The organism is Thioclava sp. GXIMD2076, from assembly GCF_037949795.1.
GTDB classification, from domain to species: domain Bacteria; phylum Pseudomonadota; class Alphaproteobacteria; order Rhodobacterales; family Rhodobacteraceae; genus Thioclava; species Thioclava kandeliae.
Genome location: NZ_CP149933.1, coordinates 279,033 through 296,293 on the forward strand (window position 1 = coordinate 279,033; position 17,261 = coordinate 296,293).

At 61.0% G+C, this 17,261-nt stretch carries 17 protein-coding genes; 6 read left to right on the plus strand and 11 right to left on the minus strand.

The window, feature by feature from the left end; translation table 11 throughout:
• Positions 1-46: 46 nt before the first annotated feature.
• The 5 genes from WDB91_RS15195 to miaB form a co-directional block, all read right to left on the minus strand.
• On the minus strand, positions 47-1,090 hold the full coding sequence (locus WDB91_RS15195; protein ID WP_339115106.1) for an ABC transporter substrate-binding protein: 1,044 nt from the start codon (positions 1,088-1,090) through the stop codon (positions 47-49).
• A gap of 349 nt (positions 1,091-1,439) precedes the next feature.
• Positions 1,440-2,447, minus strand: coding sequence for a PhoH family protein (locus WDB91_RS15200; RefSeq protein WP_339115044.1), 1,008 nt, complete (start codon positions 2,445-2,447; stop codon positions 1,440-1,442).
• Between the two features lie 189 nt (positions 2,448-2,636).
• The gene (locus WDB91_RS15205; protein WP_330629281.1) at positions 2,637-2,945 is read right to left on the minus strand and encodes a hypothetical protein; all 309 of its coding nucleotides are present in this window, start codon (positions 2,943-2,945) and stop codon (positions 2,637-2,639) included.
• Positions 2,946-2,957: 12 nt separating this feature from the next.
• Positions 2,958-3,461 carry an OmpA family protein gene (locus WDB91_RS15210; protein ID WP_339115107.1) on the minus strand — a complete coding sequence of 168 codons (504 nt, stop codon included), beginning with the start codon at positions 3,459-3,461 and terminating at the stop codon, positions 2,958-2,960.
• A 272-nt stretch (positions 3,462-3,733) separates the two neighbouring features.
• Positions 3,734-5,095: a tRNA (N6-isopentenyl adenosine(37)-C2)-methylthiotransferase MiaB gene (gene miaB / locus WDB91_RS15215; protein WP_339115045.1), complete on the minus strand. Its 1,362-nt coding sequence runs from the start codon at positions 5,093-5,095 to the stop codon at positions 3,734-3,736.
• A 231-nt stretch (positions 5,096-5,326) separates the two neighbouring features.
• Here miaB and WDB91_RS15220 point away from each other — a divergent pair, with 231 nt between their 5' ends.
• The 5 genes from WDB91_RS15220 to WDB91_RS15240 all read left to right on the plus strand — a co-directional run bounded on the left by WDB91_RS15220 (position 5,327) and on the right by WDB91_RS15240 (position 9,932).
• On the plus strand, positions 5,327-6,199 hold the full coding sequence (locus WDB91_RS15220) for a hypothetical protein (protein WP_339115046.1): 873 nt from the start codon (positions 5,327-5,329) through the stop codon (positions 6,197-6,199).
• 142 nt (positions 6,200-6,341) lie between these two features.
• Positions 6,342-7,388 (plus strand): SDR family oxidoreductase, encoded by a 1,047-nt coding sequence (locus WDB91_RS15225; protein WP_339115047.1) that lies wholly within the window; start codon positions 6,342-6,344, stop codon positions 7,386-7,388.
• Positions 7,385-7,948 carry a VOC family protein gene (locus tag WDB91_RS15230; protein ID WP_339115048.1) on the plus strand — a complete coding sequence of 188 codons (564 nt, stop codon included), beginning with the start codon at positions 7,385-7,387 and terminating at the stop codon, positions 7,946-7,948. Before WDB91_RS15225 ends, WDB91_RS15230 begins: the two co-directional genes overlap by 4 nt.
• Before the next feature lies 1 nt (position 7,949).
• Positions 7,950-8,660, plus strand: a complete 711-nt coding sequence (locus tag WDB91_RS15235; protein ID WP_339115049.1) for an SDR family oxidoreductase — start codon at positions 7,950-7,952, stop codon at positions 8,658-8,660.
• A 75-nt stretch (positions 8,661-8,735) separates the two neighbouring features.
• Complete coding sequence (locus WDB91_RS15240; protein WP_339115050.1) at positions 8,736-9,932, plus strand: MFS transporter; 1,197 nt, start codon at positions 8,736-8,738, stop codon at positions 9,930-9,932.
• 39 nt (positions 9,933-9,971) lie between these two features.
• Here the strand turns inward: WDB91_RS15240 and WDB91_RS15245 are convergent, their stop codons facing one another.
• Complete coding sequence (locus tag WDB91_RS15245; protein WP_339115051.1) at positions 9,972-10,508, minus strand: fasciclin domain-containing protein; 537 nt, start codon at positions 10,506-10,508, stop codon at positions 9,972-9,974.
• Positions 10,509-10,751: 243 nt separating this feature from the next.
• Between WDB91_RS15245 and WDB91_RS15250 the strand changes: the two genes are divergently transcribed.
• Positions 10,752-11,150, plus strand: coding sequence for an EF-hand domain-containing protein (locus WDB91_RS15250; RefSeq protein WP_339115052.1), 399 nt, complete (start codon positions 10,752-10,754; stop codon positions 11,148-11,150).
• A gap of 65 nt (positions 11,151-11,215) precedes the next feature.
• Here the strand turns inward: WDB91_RS15250 and katG are convergent, their stop codons facing one another.
• The 5 genes from katG to WDB91_RS15275 form a co-directional block, all read right to left on the minus strand.
• A complete protein-coding gene (katG, locus tag WDB91_RS15255; protein ID WP_339115053.1) occupies positions 11,216-13,522 on the minus strand; it encodes a catalase/peroxidase HPI in 2,307 nt (768 codons plus the stop codon).
• Between the two features lie 244 nt (positions 13,523-13,766).
• A complete protein-coding gene (locus tag WDB91_RS15260; RefSeq protein WP_339115054.1) occupies positions 13,767-14,192 on the minus strand; it encodes a hypothetical protein in 426 nt (141 codons plus the stop codon).
• Between the two features lie 217 nt (positions 14,193-14,409).
• Positions 14,410-15,522: a Gfo/Idh/MocA family oxidoreductase gene (locus tag WDB91_RS15265; protein WP_339115055.1), complete on the minus strand. Its 1,113-nt coding sequence runs from the start codon at positions 15,520-15,522 to the stop codon at positions 14,410-14,412.
• A 126-nt stretch (positions 15,523-15,648) separates the two neighbouring features.
• On the minus strand, positions 15,649-16,422 hold the full coding sequence (locus WDB91_RS15270) for an L-iditol 2-dehydrogenase (RefSeq protein WP_339115056.1): 774 nt from the start codon (positions 16,420-16,422) through the stop codon (positions 15,649-15,651).
• Positions 16,423-16,536: 114 nt separating this feature from the next.
• Positions 16,537-17,259, minus strand: a complete 723-nt coding sequence (locus WDB91_RS15275; protein WP_339115057.1) for an EI24 domain-containing protein — start codon at positions 17,257-17,259, stop codon at positions 16,537-16,539.
• Positions 17,260-17,261 lie beyond the last annotated feature (2 nt).

The window sequence follows — 17,261 nt, forward strand, 5'->3', positions numbered from 1 at the left end:
CAAGATACCCCCACGCCCGGGGCGCAGGGGTATCGCAAATCAACATTTACTGGACGTTAGAGCCGACGACGCTATCCCAGCCGCCAACCACGGCGTCCTTGTTGCCCGCTTGCTCGTCGAGCGTCGGGAAATAGGCCTGATCATAGGCTTCTGCCGGCGGCAGCGCATCGAGCAGTTCCTGCGGCACCTTGCCCGCCTTGGACATGGCGGTGAAGCGCGCGGGGTGGCAATAGCCCTTCAGCCAGAGGTTCTGGCCTTCATCCGAATAGAGATATTCCATCCAGAGCTTGGCGGCGTTCGGGTGCGGCGCATGGGCCGAGATCCCCTGCACATAGACGCCTGCCAACACGCCCGATTTCGGCACCACAACCTCGACCGGCGGGTTGCCGTTGAGCGTGTCGCGCGCGGCCAAGGCGTTATAGTCCCACATGATGGTGATCGGGGTGGCCCCCTGTGCCAGCGTGCCCGCCTTGCCGATAACGGGGACGAAGTTGCCCGCATCGTTCATCTTCTTGAAGAACTCGAGACCCTTCTCGCCCGCTTCCTTACCTGCGGCACCACCTTCGGCCATACCGGCTGCCAGAACGGCGAGGATCGCCTGGTTCGAGGCACGCGGATCGCCCGCCAGCGCCACCGAGCCCGCATATTCGGGCTTCAGCAGGTCCGACCAGTCCTCGGGATTGGTGTCGATCAGGTCCTTATTGATCATGAAGGACATGACGCCGTAATAATCGCCATACCAGTAGCCATCGGCATCTTTGACCGCATCTGGGATCTCGTCCCAGGTCGAGACCTTATACGGCTGCAAGAGCCCCTCTTCCTTGGCTTGCGGACCGAAGGACAGACCCACATCCAGTACATCAGGGGCCTGCGGGCCGGTATTGCCTTTATTGGCGCGCACGGCTTCCAGCTCGTCTGCCGAGCCCGCATCGGGGTTCAGCTCGTTAACATTGATCTCGGGGTATTTCGCCTTGAAGCCCGCGATGACATCGCCATAGCCGCACCAGCTATGCGGCAGCGCGATGGTGGTCAGCATGCCTTCCTTCTTGGCTGCCGCTTCCAGTTCCGACAGGTCTTGCGCCTGAACCATTGCGGTGCTTGCCAGAAGCGCTGCGGCCCCTGCGAGCCATTTGATCGATTTAACCGTCACTCTTTTCTCTCCCCGAAATCGGTTTATGGCGCGATCCGCCGTGAGCTGGTGTTATGCCGTTTTTTTAACGCTCACATGACAATCGGATCGTGCCTTAGTCTGTGATCAGCTTGCGTTGATCGGCGAGTCAAAAAAAGTAGTTCCGTCCGTTATCTCCCCCGACCGCACCATTTTTTCGGGAAATTGCGAAATATGGCGGCGGCGATTGACTATTAATTAGGCAAATATAAGGGGAGTGCAAAAGAAAACAGGGCCGAAGCCCCGCTTTCCGGTCAGTATCTCGCCTGAATCAGCCTTCGGCTTTTTCGTAGGCATTGATGATCTTGGCCACGAGATGGTGACGCACGACATCCTTGGAGGTGAAGTAGTTAAAGGAAATTCCGTCCACCCCGTCCAGAATGCGCTCGGCATCGGCAAGGCCAGAGGGCATGCCGCGCGGCAGGTCGACCTGAGACCGGTCGCCGGTGATCACCATGCGCGAGCCCTGGCCCAGACGGGTCAGGAACATCTTCATCTGCATGGTCGTGGCGTTCTGCGCCTCATCAAGCACCACGAAGGCATTCGAGAGCGTGCGCCCGCGCATGAAGGCCAGCGGTGCGATCTCGATGCGCTTGTCCTCCATGAGTTTCGCCAGCTGCTTTTGCGGCAGGAAGTCGTTGAGCGCGTCATAGAGCGGCTGCATGTAAGGGTCGACCTTGTCCTTCATGTCGCCAGGCAGGAAGCCCAGACGCTCGCCCGCCTCGACCGCCGGACGCGACAGCAGGATCTTGTCGACCTCGCCGGAGATCAGCATTGTCACACCGACCGCCACCGCCAGATAGGTCTTGCCGGTCCCTGCAGGGCCGATACCGAAGGCCATCTCGTTCTCGAAGAGGTTACGCACATAGGCTTTTTGCGCCTCGGTGCGGGGCTCGACCTGCTTCTTGCGGGTGCGGATCTCGTAATGCCCTTTGGCGAACATCTCCAGCTGGTTCTCGAAGCTCGTCGAACCCTGACCGAGCTCGGTTGCCCGTAGCGCCGCGTCGATATCGCCGGTTTCGATGGGTTTCTGGGCCTCTAACCGCTGGTAGAGATGCTGGAGCACCGCCGCCGCCTGGGCTTGGGCCTCGGGGGCACCTACAACGGCAAGCTGGTTGCCGCGCCGCAGGATATGCACCGCAAGGGCTTGTTCGACCTGTGCGAGATTGCGGTCAAACTCGCCGCAAAGGTCGATCAGAAGTTTATTATCAGGAAACTCGAGAAGTGTCTCGCGGGCATCCTGAGAGCTGGGCGGGGGGGTTATCGCACTAAAGCCCAAATACTACCTCCTGGCTGGATTCCTAATACATATGGTGCCCCCAAGATCAGGGTTACGCAAGTCTTGCTTTTTGCAGGCATCACCCCATGGCAGAAAATTTACCGTCCAGACAGAAAAAGAGCCGCGCGGCTGATCGCACGGCTCCGGAAAACATGTCGTCTTTGGATCTCGGGCCGGTTGGCGCGAGAATCAGTAGCCCGGTGTCGGATCGGGAATATCGGAGCCCGATTTGAACGGACCAACGGCCGTGGCTGCAGGCCCCGCGCCCGAGCAGATCGGCTTGCCATAATCATCTAGACGCGCCGAGAGATACCCCTCCACACCGTCATCGATGATCCAGTGGTCACAGCCTTCGGGATCGATCCAGATACCGGCTTTCAGCTGGCTCAGATCTTTCGAGCCCCAGCCACGATCACGGCTTTTGTCGGGACCGACGGCGGTACAGGCGCCCATCGCGCCCACAAGTCCCAGCAACACGAGTGTCTTGATGGCAGTCATGATACCGGCCCCTTATTTTACACAGATGATTTCGACACGACGGTTCTGCGCCATGCCTTCACGGGTCGCATTGGTCGATCGCGGCTGGCGCTCGCCATACCAGTTGACCGCCAGCACCGGCGCACCGACTTCCTGTGCAACACCTGCCACGGCTTCGGCACGGCGCTTGGAGAGCTTCATGTTATACTCGTCCGAGGCGCGGCTATCGGTATGGCCGGTAATGATGAAGCTGCGCGCCTGCGCGGTGCGGAAGAAGTTGCGCAGATATTCCCGACCCGAAGCCGAGATCTGCGAGCGGTCGGTGGCAAAGAGCGTATCGGTCGGGATGATCCCGCAGACATTACGGTGGCATACCGGGCGACCGTCGCGCGTGATGCGGTTGTCCATATAGCCTTCCGCGCCATCATCCATGACCCAGTGCTCGCATCCGTCGGGGTCGATCCAGATGCCCGGAATATATTTCTCGGCGCGGGTCTGTTGTGCTTCGACCGGGGCAAAGCCGGAGGCGAAGACCATACCAGCTGCCATAGCGACGCCGAGCGCCGGCTTCATTTTCTGCAAGAGAGTGCCAATCACCGTCTCGTCCCCCAATATGCCATCGATGCCACGGGACTATCGTGCAAAGAGCGGCAAAGTCACTAATTCACGGCAGCTTAGCAAAAAAGTGACGCAATGGAAGCGTAAAGACGCGGCGCATTGGCGCAATTATGGAAACAGCCTGCATCCTGAGCGCAAATTGTTTCCCCCTACGTCATCTACCGCGAATCTGTCCAACGGGAGGAGCTGGATCAGATCAGCTCGCCTTCGAGCGAATTGGGACCAGCGCCGACAATCCGCACCCGCGCCAGCATCCCGGGCGCCAGACCCTCGCCCTTCACAAACACCGCCTGAAGATAGTCGGATTTGCCGATCCACTGGCCCTCCCAGCGGCCGGGCTTCTCGAAGAGCACCGTGCATTCGCGCCCCACCATCGCATCCTGCGTGGCACGCTGCTGGCTGATGGTCAGCTCCTGCAACCTGTGCAGCCGCGCCTCCGCCACCTCGGCAGGCACCGCATCCTTGCGTTCGGCCGCGGGCGTACCCGGGCGGGCGGAGTATTTGAATGTATAGGCCGCGCCATAGCCTACCTTGCGCACCAGCTCCATCGTCTCCTCGAAATCCGCATCGGTCTCGCCGGGGAAGCCCACGATGAAATCGCCCGACAGCACCAGATCGGGACGCGCGGCACGGATACGCTCGATCAGGCGGATATACTCCGCCGCCGTATGTTTGCGGTTCATGGCCTTGAGGATGCGGTCCGAGCCAGATTGCACCGGCAGATGCAGATAGGGCATCAGCTTCGGCTCGTCGCCATGGGCAGCGATAAGATCATCTTCCATGTCATTGGGATGCGAGGTGGTGTAGCGGATACGGTCCAGACCCTCGATTTTGGCCAGTGCGCGCACCAGACGCGCCAGCGACCATGTGCCATCTTCGCCCTCGCCGTGATAGGCGTTGACGTTCTGGCCCAGAAGCGTGATCTCGCGCACCCCCTTCTCGACCAGCTTGCGTGCCTCGCCCAGAATGCGCGCGGCAGGTCGCGAGACCTCGGCCCCGCGGGTATAGGGCACCACGCAGAAGGCGCAGAACTTGTCGCAGCCTTCCTGCACCGTCAGAAAGGCGCTGGGGCGCGCCTGCACGGGGCGTTCGGGCAGGTGCTCGAATTTATCCTCGACGGGAAAATCGGTATCCACCGGCTTCTTACCCTGCTCCACCGCACGCGCCATCGCGGGCAACTTGTGATAGCTTTGCGACCCCACGACCAGATCCACCAGCGGCATCCGGCGGCGGATCTCCTGTCCCTCGGCCTGCGCCACACAGCCCGCCACCCCGATCTTGAGATCGGGGTTCGCGTCCTTCAGCGGGCGCAGACGGCCCAGCTCGTGATAGACCTTCTCGGCGGCTTTCTCGCGGATATGGCAGGTGTTGAGCAGCACCATATCGGCCTCTTCGGCCAGATCGGTCAGCACATAGCCCTCGGCCCCCATCGCCTCGGCCATCCGCTCGCTGTCATAGACATTCATCTGGCAACCATAGGTCTTGATATGCAGCTTTTTCAGAACCGGTACGGCGGCAGGGGCTGCGGCAGTCTCGGGCTTGGGGTCGGACATATCGGAAATCTCCTGGCGGGCGGGCTTGGGGGATGGCGCAGCCTGCCCGATAGCCGAGATTGCCCTTTCGGGCAAGCATAGGGCCCGGAAAAGTGAATGCGCTTCCCCAAAACTAACCCTCTGCGCCGCCGTAACAGTGGTGCAAGAATGCCCCTCGGCCCCTGCATCGCGCGTCCGGTCTTGCATTCAGCTGCCGCATGGGAAAATCTCTTGGAAAAGGCCGGAAGATCCATGCAATTCACCTCCCTCGAAGACTTTGCCAGCAAGGGCCAATCCCTGTTCGCCGCAGGGCCCGTCGCATTGATTCTCGTCGAGGATGAGGTCGAGCTGGAAAGCACCCTGCTCCACCATCTGGCTTGCGGCTTCGCGCAGGTGATCGCCTTCATGCCGGTAGGGCTCGCCCTGCCCGAGGCGCTGGAGACGCGCGTCCACCGCGTCGATCATGACACCCACGAACCGGGGGCAACGGTCGAGGCCGTCAATCTGGCGATTCGTCTGGCCCCGCCCAAGGTCTGGCTCTATTACTGCTATAACGCCGAATACCTGTTCTATCCCTTTAGCGAGACCCGTGGAGTGGGCGAGCTGTTGGCCTTCCATACCGAAGAGCGGCGGCCGGCGATGCTGACCTATGTCATCGATCTCTACACTGCCGATCTGGGCGCCCATCCAAACGGCGTCTGCCGCGAGGACGCCATGCTGGACCGCGCGGGCTATTACGCGCTGGCCCGCCCCGATCCGGCCAACGAGAACCGTGCCAAGGACCGGCAGCTCGACTTCTTCGGCGGGTTGCGCTGGCGGTTCGAGGAGCATGTCCGCGAGAGCCGCCGCAAGATCGACCGGATCGGGCTGTTCAGCGCAGCGCCGGGCCTGAAACTGCGGATGGACCACACCTTCAACGACGAGGAATACAACACCTATTCTTGCCCGTGGCACCATAACCTGACCGGCGCGATCCTGTCGTTCCGCGCGGCCAAGGCGCTGAAGACCAATCCCGGCTCGAGCTGGGCCATTCAGGATTTCCGCTGGTATAATGCCGTGCCCTTCCAGTGGAATTCGCGCCAGCTTCTGGATCTGGGCCTGATCGAACCGGGCCAGTGGTTCTGATCCGCCATTCTTCGGCTTCACGAAACACTGTCTGTTGTGATCCGTAGATTGCCCCTGCCCGCCCCGCATTAGATTGCCTCGGATGGCGCCTTGCTCCGGCGCGGTGCCACGACCCGAGTCTATGAATATGCGAAGAGGTATCATGTCTACTCCCCATGCGATCGTGGCCGGTGGCCTTGGCGTCATCGGGCGCAATCTGGTCACCTATCTGGCCGACACGCTTGGTTGGCGCGTCACAGCGATCTCCCGCCGCTCCCCCGATTTCGACACGAAAGCGACCTATGTCTCCGCAGACCTCCTCGATGAAACGGCTGCGGCGCGCGCGCTGGCGGAGGCGGGGCCCTTTACCCATGCCTTCTACGCCGCCTATCAGGAACATGACGACCCCAGAACGCAGGTCGAGGCGAACCTGACGATGCTGCAGAGCTTCGTCAAAGGGGTCGAGGCGGCCTCCCCCGATCTGGAACGCGTCGTGCTCTACGAGGGCGCCAAGTATTACGGCGCACATCTGGGGGCGTTCTCGACGCCTGCTCATGAGGATGATCCCCGCGTCATGCCGCCCATGTTCTATTATGACCAAGAGGACTGGCTGACGGGCTATGCGGAGGGCAAGTCATGGGACCGCGTTGTGCTGCGCCCGGATGTGGTCTGCGGCTTTGCCATCGGCAACCCGATGAACCTGTCGATGGTGATCGCGGTCTATGCGGCGATTTGTAAGGAACTGGGGCTGCCGCTGCGTTTTCCGGGCACGGCCACCTGTTATGGCAAGCTGGCACAAGTGACCGATGCGACGCAGCTTGCGCAAGGCTCGGCATGGGCCGCGATCGAGGCACCCGAGGGCGAATATAACCTCACCAATGGTGATATCTTCCGCTGGAACCACCTGTGGAAGCGCATCGCCAGACATCTTGATATGGATCCGGGCGAGCCGATGCCGATCTCCCTTGCCGAGATGATGGCCGACAAGGGCCCGCTCTGGGACAGCATCCGCGAGAAATACGGTCTGGTCGATGTGCCCTTCGAGAAGCTCGCCGCATGGGGCTTTGGGGACTTCATTTTCAACTGCGATTGGGATGTCGTCTCGTCAACCACACGCATTCGTCAGGCAGGCTTTGGAACCACGGTGGACAGTTCTGCGATGTTCTTGAAACTGATTGACGAATTTCGTGAAAGGAAGGTTATCCCATGAGCACCCCCTCCCCCCGCCAAGCCAATTTCCGTGGCATCGAACATGTCGGCATCACCGTCCCCGACCACGCGGAGGCAGTGAAATTCTTCGAGGACGTTTTCGGCGCCGAAGTGATGTTCTCGCTGACCGACAAATCCCGCGATCCGCTCCCCGCAAGCGCGCTCGGCCCCAAGAACGGGCTGCGCTCGGGCCGCAAGATCGTGGCGGTCTCCACCATGCGCTTCGGCAATGGCGCCAATATGGAGATCTTCGAGATTGATCAGCCCGATGACCAGCCGCGCGACAATATCGCCAATCTGGGTATCAACCATATCAGCGTGACGGTCGACGATATCGACGCGGCCTCCGACGCCTTTGCCAAGGCGGGCGGTGAGCTGCTGGAAGGCCCCTATGATCTGAGCGATCAGGAAGAGGGTCGCGGCAATCGCGGACGCTTCGGCTTTACCCCTTGGGGCATGCTGATCGAGTTCGAACAGCTTCCCGCGCCGATGTCCTATGACAACCCGCAGGCGTCCGAACGCCTGATCCCCGACCCCCGCAAAGCTACAGAAGAGGTGTGAGATGAGTGATCTAACCGGCAAATCCGTTCTGGTCTTCGGGGGGTCTTCCGGCATCGGCTTCGGCGTGGCGGAGGCGGCTGTGAAGGCAGGTGCCAAAGTCACCATCGCCTCGCGCTCGCAAGACAAGATCGACGCGGCACTGGCCAAGCTGGAAGGTGCCGAGGGTGTCTCGCTCGATACCGGCGATGCCGAGGCGCTAGAGACCTTTTTCAAGGGTCACGACGCGTTCGACCATGTCTTCTGCTCGGCGGCCAGCACCAAGGTCTCTGCCGTGCGCGAGCTGCCGCTGGAAGATGCCTATGCCTCGGTAAATTCCAAATTCTGGGGTGCCTACCGCGTGACGAAATTCGCCAAGGTCAAAGAGGGCGGCTCGATTACGCTTGTCTCGGGCTTCCTGTCAGTGCGCCCCAAACCGGGCGCGGCCATCCAAGGCGCGATCAATGCGGGGCTCGAAGGGCTCACCCGCGGGCTGGCGCTGGAGCTTGCGCCCGTGCGCGTCAACTGCATCTCGCCCGGTCTTGTGATGACCGAGATGTATGACAGCCTCGAGGGCGATGGCCGTAAGAAGATGTTCGACAATGCCGCCGAGACGCTCCCTGTCGGGCAGGTCGGCAAACCCGAACATATCGCCATTCAGGCCATTGCCCTGATGGAGAACCCCTATATGACAGGCACCACCTCCTTTATCGATGGCGGTGGTCGCCTCGCGTAAAATCGGCGCTACAACAACGGCCTGTCTGCATGCGTGGGCAGGCTTTTTAATGCCATTCGGCCAAAAGGTAATTTCATGTCCGCATCTTCCACCCATGATACCGGCGCAGATCGTTCGGGCTTCGGCATGTTCGTGATTACCGCGCTGACCTTCTTCTTTGCCATGTCGGGCACCACTCTACCCACGCCGCTTTATACGATCTACACACAGGAGCTGGACCTCTCGCAGGTCATGATCACGGTGATTTTCGCGGTCTATGCGGCAGGTGTGATCGCAGCGCTTCTCCTCACCGGACGCTGGTCGGACCAGATTGGCCGCAAACCGGTGCTTTACGCAGGTATCGCCTGCTCTGTCCTTGCCGATATCGTCTTCTGTCTGGCAGGAAATCTCTGGCTGATCCTGCTCGGGCGGGTGATCTCGGGCCTCTCGGCAGGGCTCTTCGCCTCCACCGCCACGGCGGCGGTGATGGATCTCGTGCCAAAAGGGCGCGAGAAGATGGGCGTGCTGACGGCCACTGCGGTGAATATGGGCGGGCTCGGGCTCGGACCGATCATGGCGGGCGCTGTGGCCGAGACCCTGCCCCATCCGCTGGTCACCCCCTATATCCTGCATCTGGTGCTGATCGCGCTGGCCACACTCCTTTATCTGCGCGTGCCGGAAAAAGTGCAGAAGGTCCGCTCGCCCGATCTTGCCCCGCAGAAACTGGCGCTACCCGAAGAGGTGCGCGCATCCTTCGCCCCTGCGGCCATCGCCGCGATTGCAGGCTTCATGGTCTGCGGTTTCTACTCTGCGGTGATCCCGGGTTTCCTGTCGAAGGAAATGGGCCATGACAGCCATTTCCTGATCGGATTTGTGGCCGGTTTCCTGTTTCTGGCCTCCACGCTCGGTCAGATGATCGTGGACCGCCTGCCCGAAAAGATCCGCGCGCCCTTGGGCTGTTTCGTGCTGGGGCTGGGGGCGGCGCTGATCGCATGGGCCTTCGATCTGCGCAGCCTGACCTTCCTGCTGGTCTCGACGCTGATTGCGGGAATCGGCCATGGGCTGGCCTTCCGCTCGGGGATGGGCGCCATCGGTGCGGCCGCTCCCGAGGACCAGCGCGCGGGCGTCATCTCGCTCTATTTCGTGGTCAGCTATGTCTCGATCTCGGTGCCGGTGGTGCTGTTCGGGCTTCTGACCCTTGTCACGCCTCTGGCGCCTCTGAGTATAGGATTTGCCATTCTTTCGGCTGTTCTATGCGGAGTGGCGCTTCTGTTGTTGCTGAAACGCCGGTAAGGCAAATGGCGCAGGGACTGCCCCTGCGCCATTCCTAACTCAACTGGATGCCGGCATCAGCACACCGTCGATCGCATGGATCACACCATTGCTTTCCTCGATATCGGCCTTGGTGACCTCGACCATATCGCCTGCTGGATCCTCGATCATGACTTTGCCATCTTTCACCATGGCCTGCAGCGTGCAATCGCCCAGCGTCGGGATCTCGGCAGTGCCGTTATTGTCGTCGATCATTTTGGTCAGGGCAGCGGACATCACCTCCTTATCGACCACATGGCAGGTCAGGATGGAGGTCAGTTTGGCTTTGTTTGCGGGTTCGAGAAGCGTATCGACCGTGCCTGCGGGAAGTGCTGCAAAGGCCTCATCGGTCGGCGCGAAGACGGTAAAGGTGCCATCGCCATTGAGCGTCTCGGTCAGACCGGCGGCATCGACGGCGGCAGCAAGGGTTTTGAAATCATCGCTGGCGGCCGCGGCGTCGGCAATTGGTTTCTCGCCCGTGTGATGATCGGCAAAGGCGGCCGGTGCGAACAGGGCCAGAGCTGCGGCGGTCGCAAGAGCGGTGGTTTTGATGGACATTGGTTGAACTCCTTTCGCAATAAAACACGTCTTTTTCCGACGTATGCTGCAGCCACGAAAGACGCGCGGCAAAGTTGCATTGGAAGCATCTCACAAACTTTCTCGATTGCGTGAGGGGCCGGTTTCCTGATCGTGAAGGCGCGTGTCTGGAAGGCCCGACGGAAGAAAAATATCTCCTCGTAACAAGCTCATACCCACCGCGCCGAAGGTTTGCCGGCGCGGGATATCGAAAGGAAATATCCGATGAGGAAGCCTGCTTTTCTGTCGCGCAGCCTTGGGCCCGCCATCGCGCTTGGCCTGAGCTGCACCGCAGCCATCGCGCAAGCGCAGGACGGCGCCCCGCCGCCCGACAGCCCGCATGACGGCCCGCCGCCCTACCGGATGCTCGATCACAACCATGATGGTCATGTGAGCATCCGCGAGTTCGATGACTTCTTCGCTCATCATCCGATCCAACCGCGCGCGCCTGAGGATGCCCCGCCGCCGCCGCGGCCGCGTGATCCGAACGCTCCGCCGCCCAAGAGGGATCATGAGGACAAAGCACCCTCGGGCAAGATGGTGGACCGCAACCATGATGGCCGGATCTCGCCGCATGAATATGACGCCTTTCTCAAGATGATGGCGCCGCCGCCGGAACGCTGACCCGATAACAAAAGGGGCGCGGAGATGACCTCCGCGCCCCTTTCTCATGATCTAGGGAACCGCCGTCAGCAGGGCGACATGACCTTGCGGCGTTCCTCGGCGGCGTCAAAGCGGTCTAGCATCATCACCTTGTGCCATGCCTTGACGAAATCGCGCACCAGATAGGCCTCGCCGTCATCGGCGGCATAATATTCGGCCAGCTGGCGCAGCTCGCTATTGGAGCCGAAGATCAGATCGCAGCGCGAGGCGGTATAGGATTTGCCTTCTCCCGAGCGCGGGCGGATATCGAACATCTGCTCGCCCTCCTGCGGATGCCAAGCGTAATCCATCGACACCAGCGTGCGGAAATAGTCATTGGTCAACTGACCCTTGCGCTCGGTGAAGATGCCCGTATCGCTCCCGTCGTAATTCTGGTCGAGCGCGCGCAGGCCACCGGCCAGAGCTGCCCATTCGGGGGCTGTCAACGCAAGCTTGGCCGCCTGATCGAGGAAGAGGTGCTCGGCAGGGATCTGGTAGCGGATGCCCGGATGCTGGTAATTGCGGAACCCGTCAACCACCGGCAGCAGCCAGTCGAAGCTCTCGGCATCCGTCCATTCCTCGCTGGCATCGGTCCGGCCTGCCACGAATGGCACGTCGATCTCATAGCCCGCAGCTTTGGCCGCCGCCTCAACGCCTGCACAGCCGGCCAGCACGATGAGATCGGCCATCGACACCTTAGCCGCGCCCTTGGCGTCGAACTCGGCCTTTACGCCCTCGAGCGCTTCCAATACGCGGGAAAGCTGCGCGGGGTTGTTTACCGCCCAGTCCTTCTGCGGAGCCAGACGGATACGCGCGCCATTGGCACCGCCACGTTTATCGGTATCCCGATAGGTCGATGCCGATGCCCAAGCGGTCGCGATCAGCTCGCGCGGCGGAACGCCCGTGGCAAGGCAGGCCTCTTTCAGGCTAGCGATATCGGTGTCCGAAACCTGCGGATAATCGGCCTCCGGCGTCGGGTCCTGCCAGATGAAAGTGCCACCGATCTGCGGCCCCAGCCAGCGCGAGGTCGGGCCCAGATCGCGGTGGATCAGCTTGTGCCATGCTTTGGAAAACGCTTCGGTGAAATAGTCGAAATCTGACAGGAAGCGTTCGCAGATCTTGCGGTATTCGGGGTCGACCTTGAGCGCGAGATCCGAGGTCATCATCATCAGCGGGTTCATCTGGCCCTCGATATGCGCATCGGGCGTCTTGGGCGCATCGGGATCCTCGGGAGTCCACTGGACGGCACCAGCGGGTGATTTGACCTGTTTCCATTCGTATTTGAACAGGTTCTCCAGATAGGAATTGTCCCACATGGTCGGATCGGGCGTCCAGCTGCCCTCGATCCCGTTGGTCATGGTATATTGTGCAAATCCGAGACCTTTCGGGTTCTGCCAGCCCAACCCCTGAGCCTGAAGGGGCGCACCTTCGGGCGCGGGGCCGATCTCCTCGGCGCTCACCATCCCGTGCGATTTACCAAAAGCATGGCCGCCCGCGATCAGCGCCACGGTTTCCTCGTCATTCATCGCCATACGGGCGAAAGTCTCACGGATATCACGTGCACTGTCCTGCGCATTGCCATTGCCGTTCGGGCCTTCGGGATCGACATAGATCAGTGCTTGATTGGCATTGGCGAGCGGGGCTTCAAGATCGTAGTGATCCTCTTGCACGTCACCTTCCCAGCGCAGATCGCGGGTGACCATCTGGTTCGGATGGCCTTCCATCGGGCCTTGCCCCACCTCGCTCGGGCGTTTGCCGTTCCAGCCCTCCGGGCCCCAATAGGTTGCGCGGTCGGCCTCCCATGCGTCAACGCGACCGAAGGCGAAGCCCTGGATCGGGAGGCCCATATCCTCGAGCGCGATGGTGCCGGCCAACATCATCAGATCGGCCCAGCTAAGCTTGGCGCCATATTTCTGTTTGATCGGCAGGAGAAGACGGCGCGATTTGTCGGTATTGCCGTTATCCCACCACGAGTTGATCGGCGCAAAGCGCTGCATCCCCTCGGCCGAGCCGCCACGCCCGTCGGCAATCCGGTAGGTGCCGGCCGAGTGCCATGCCATGCGCACCATCTGCGGCCCGTAATGGCCATAATCGGAGGGCCACCACTCCTTTGAACTATGCAGCAGCGCGCGCACATCCGCCTTCAGCGCCTCGACATCCAGATCCTTGATCGCCTCGGCGTAATCATGGTTCGGGCCCAGCGGGCTGGCCTGCACGGGGTTCTGGTGCAGGATTTCGACCTTGAGCCGGTTGGGCCACCAGTGATCGAGCTGCGGTTCGGAGCCGGCTGCCCCCCCGATACGAGTTCCGCGGAACGGGCAGGCGCCCTGATTGGCGGCAGCGTGATCTTTCATGAATACTCTCCTTGGACGTGACTTGGGCGCCGACGCCTCCTCGCGTCCGTGCCTTGGCTCTCGCCCAACACCCGACGGAGCGATTGGTTTCATACCGAATGCGCGAAATCCCGTCATTTTCCTGTTCCGCTACGTCAGATCGGGGAACCCGCAGGCATAGACGGAAAAAGGACGGCCCGCGAGGACCGCCCTTCTTCACTGGAGATGCACATCTCCCGATGTGCGGGGGTTTGGGCCCGAGACCTTATTCGTCGCGGCCTTGGCCCAAATAGGGTGCCGGTTGCGGTGCAACAGATTGACGCGCATCGCCCGACAGAATGAATGCCGCATCCTGAGCATTGTCATTGCGCAGATTGCTATCCACGGTGACCAGTTCAGCCAGCGTATATTTGGCAGGATTTACGCCAAGCTGAGCGGCCAGCTGCGCTTTGCCGGGGGTGACTTCATGAGCCGGCGCTGCGGTGCGATTTTCATGTTCGATGAAATAATTCGCGGTGTTCGTGTCATTGTCGCGGCGGGCGTCCGCGATCGTCGTCAGTTCGGCAGTGGTGAATTGCGCCCCATCCAAATTCAGCTGCTGGGCCAGTTGTGCATGGCCTGCACCCTCTGCCGAGGCGATGCCTGCGCTTGCGGTAAGGGCTGCGATTGCGGCGATAATTGCGTTTTTCATGATCTATCTCCTAGTGTTGCATCTCGCCAGTGCCCCGCAGGGCTGTGTTACGATCTGCGTTTTGTCTTTCTGGAGATCTATCTAGGTATGTTCGTCGTGATTGGAAATATATAAAATTAGCACGCTAAACGTTTATATATGCACAAATCGATGTGGAACCCGAAATAAAAAAAGGGTCTGCGAAATGGCAGACCCTTTAGAACACTCGCGACCGTTCTCAGGACATCGGCTGCTGCGGGATCACGCTGATCAGCTCGTCCGGCGCCGGCTCGTCCGCCGGTGCCAGCCTGTAGGCCTGATCGGACGAGACCGCCTGAGCAGGCTTTGCCGGCTCGAGCCGGATCACCTGCCCCGATGCCAACGACCGCTCGACCGCGTCCAGCACGCGCAGGTCGAGATAGCCCTCGCGGCCATCCGCTTCGGGACGTTGCTTTGTCAGGATGCAGTTCGAAAAATACTGCGTCTCGTTGCCGAACTGGTCCACGGGGTCGAAAGCATGCTCGGTCACCCCGTCCGCGCGCGTTTCTGTATAGGAGATCCCGACCTCGGGGCCGAACATGAAGCAAGGCGTGGCGTGGATGCTGGCCTTCGTGCCCACCAGCGTAAAGCTTTCCGATTTCTCCGTGGCATAGCTGCAGGTGAACTGCGCCACACGATTGCCCGAAAAGCCCAGCGTAACGGCCACGGTATCGTCAAAATTGAAGCCGCAGTCAGGGTCGCTGGTGCCGATCGCATAGACGCTGACAGGCTCCTCGCCAAAGAGGTTGCGCAGCGCGTTGAGCGGATAGGTCCCCATATCTGGCACCGGGCCCGCCCAGTAGCCATTATGGCCACGCGAATTGGCCTCGGCCACCTGCTGGGTGAAGGTCGAGGTGAAACTCATCAGCTTACCGAAATCGCCACGACGCGCGCGCGTGAACATCTCCACCGTCGCGGGCTCGTTATGCAGGCGATAGGCGATCATCAGATAGGCGTTCGAGCGCGCCTCCGCCTCGATGATCCGGCGCCCGTCCTCGAGGCTCGCGGCCATCGGTTTCTCGCAGAGCACATGGATACCCGCATTGAGCGCGCGGACCACATAATCGGTGTGCAGGAAATTGGGCGTCGCGACATAGACCGCGTCGATTTCGCCCGAGGCCAGAAGCGCGTCATATTCGTCATAGCGCCATGCCCTGATCCCGTAGAGCCCTGCCAGTTTCGAGGCTTTGGCGGGATCGCCGGTCACAAGGGCGACGAGTTCGGAATTATCGGTGCGCGAGATGCCCGGCATGAAAGCCTGTTGCGAGATCTGGCCTCCTGCGACGACGGCGTAACGGATCTTCTTGGTCATGATATCCTCCGATGAAATATGAAAAATTTCGGTCTCGGGGATGTAACGCACCAGCGCCGGTCTGGTTTTCTTCACGATGGCGTGCATCGGGTGCGGGTCAGGCGGCGACCGCCCGACCCAGAAGCGTCAGCTCATCCACTGGCCGCCATCGACATTATAGGTCTGCGAGACGATGTAATCGGCATCCTTCGAGGCCAGAAACACCGCCATCCCCGCCAGATCGGCCGGTTCGGCATAACGCCCTGCGGGAACGCCCGCCTCGACCTCGGCCTTTTTCTGGCCAAGCGGCTTGCCTTCGAGCTTGGCGAACATCGCATCCACATGCGCCCAATGTTCGCCATTCACCACACCCGGTGCGATGGCATTGACGTTGATGCCATGTTTGATCAGGTTAAGACCCGCCGATTGCGTCATCGAGATGACGGCGGCCTTGGTCGAGCAATAGACGAGCACCAGCGCCTCGCCCCGACGTCCCGCCTGCGAGGCCATATTGATGATCTTGCCGCCATGTCCCTGCGCGATCATCTGCTTGGCCGCGGCCTGCATGGTGAACAGCGTCCCCGCCACATTGACGGCATAGAGCCTGTCATAGCTCTCGCGGGTGATATCGACGGTTTCGGCGGCATCAAAAAGCGCTGCGTTATTGATCAGGATATCGAGCTTGCCCGCGACCTCGACGACCCGCGCGATGCCGGCATCGATACTCTTCTGCGAGGTCACATCCAGCTCCACCGCGTAGGCCTGCGGGCCCAGCTCGGCCGCGGTCGCCTCGGCGGCGGCAAGGTTGATATCGGCAATCGCGACCCGCGCGCCTTCACGGATATAGCTTTCGGCAAAACCGCGCCCGATGCCGCGGGCGGAGCCGGTGATCAGGGCAGATTTGCCCTCCAGTCGTTTCATGACTTTCTCCTCCATAGGGGGCGTTCCCCCCATCCGGCGCCACTGTGATCTGCTGTTCTGAAAATGACAACCGGACAGAGAAAAAGGCCGCCCTACAGGACAGCCTTTTTCGGTTCAGGCGGAGCGGATCACGCGCGGACGCGGCACCTGTCCCGTCAGACGGTGATAGAGATGGGTGAAGGTCGCAGCCCCCAGCACCGGCACCACAAGGTTGACGACCGGGATGGTCAGCACCACCACCATCAGCGCGCCGGTCGTCCAGATCATCCAGCGATGCTTGTGATAGAGCGCCTGCACCTGCTCTTTCTGGATACGTCTTTGCGCAGCCATCTGGAAATATTCCCGCCCCAGCAGATAGCCGTTGAGCCCGAAGAACAGCAAAGGCGCCACCGGCAGGATGAAGAAATAGACCGTGAAAGCGATGAGATTCGCCACGATCACCACGCCAAGGAACCGCAGGCTCTCGGCGATGGTCTCGGCCAGCGTGAAGGTGCGGATCTGCGGCAGATCGGGGTAATGCTCGCCCTCGACCATCGCCGCGACGTCTTCCAGAAACAGACCCGTGAAGGCCGAGGCCACAGGGATCATCAGGAAGATCGACAGAACCATCATCAGCCCGATGGTCGCAAGCGAGGCGATATCATCCACGAAACCGATGTGATACTGCGTGAAGGGCAGCGTGAAATCATCGGGCGTGATCGCGCCCACGCCCCATGTGAACAGCACTGTCACAAGTAGCAAAAGCCCGACCGACAACCCCACCCCCAGCGCGAGGATCTTCAGGGCACCGGGGCGGAACACATCCTCTATCGCACGGGCGATGGACGAAAAGATCATGC

Bases quoted from the DNA above. Each gene is read 5' to 3' on its own strand.
- WDB91_RS15195 (WP_339115106.1), bottom strand. From the start codon at position 1,090: ATGGTTCAGGCGCAAGACCTGTCGGAACTGGAAGCGGCAGCCAAGAAG.
- WDB91_RS15205 (WP_330629281.1), bottom strand. From the start codon at position 2,945: ATGACTGCCATCAAGACACTCGTGTTGCTGGGACTTGTGGGCGCGATG.
- WDB91_RS15210 (WP_339115107.1), bottom strand. From the start codon at position 3,461: ATGGTCTTCGCCTCCGGCTTTGCCCCGGTCGAAGCACAACAGACCCGC.
- miaB (WP_339115045.1), bottom strand. From the start codon at position 5,095: ATGTCCGACCCCAAGCCCGAGACTGCCGCAGCCCCTGCCGCCGTACCG.
- WDB91_RS15220 (WP_339115046.1), top strand. From the start codon at position 5,327: ATGCAATTCACCTCCCTCGAAGACTTTGCCAGCAAGGGCCAATCCCTG.
- WDB91_RS15225 (WP_339115047.1), top strand. From the start codon at position 6,342: ATGTCTACTCCCCATGCGATCGTGGCCGGTGGCCTTGGCGTCATCGGG.
- WDB91_RS15230 (WP_339115048.1), top strand. From the start codon at position 7,385: ATGAGCACCCCCTCCCCCCGCCAAGCCAATTTCCGTGGCATCGAACAT.
- WDB91_RS15235 (WP_339115049.1), top strand. From the start codon at position 7,950: ATGAGTGATCTAACCGGCAAATCCGTTCTGGTCTTCGGGGGGTCTTCC.
- WDB91_RS15240 (WP_339115050.1), top strand. From the start codon at position 8,736: ATGTCCGCATCTTCCACCCATGATACCGGCGCAGATCGTTCGGGCTTC.
- WDB91_RS15245 (WP_339115051.1), bottom strand. From the start codon at position 10,508: ATGTCCATCAAAACCACCGCTCTTGCGACCGCCGCAGCTCTGGCCCTG.
- WDB91_RS15250 (WP_339115052.1), top strand. From the start codon at position 10,752: ATGAGGAAGCCTGCTTTTCTGTCGCGCAGCCTTGGGCCCGCCATCGCG.
- katG (WP_339115053.1), bottom strand. From the start codon at position 13,522: ATGAAAGATCACGCTGCCGCCAATCAGGGCGCCTGCCCGTTCCGCGGA.
- WDB91_RS15260 (WP_339115054.1), bottom strand. From the start codon at position 14,192: ATGAAAAACGCAATTATCGCCGCAATCGCAGCCCTTACCGCAAGCGCA.
- WDB91_RS15265 (WP_339115055.1), bottom strand. From the start codon at position 15,522: ATGACCAAGAAGATCCGTTACGCCGTCGTCGCAGGAGGCCAGATCTCG.
- WDB91_RS15270 (WP_339115056.1), bottom strand. From the start codon at position 16,422: ATGAAACGACTGGAGGGCAAATCTGCCCTGATCACCGGCTCCGCCCGC.
- WDB91_RS15275 (WP_339115057.1), bottom strand. From the start codon at position 17,259: ATGATCTTTTCGTCCATCGCCCGTGCGATAGAGGATGTGTTCCGCCCC.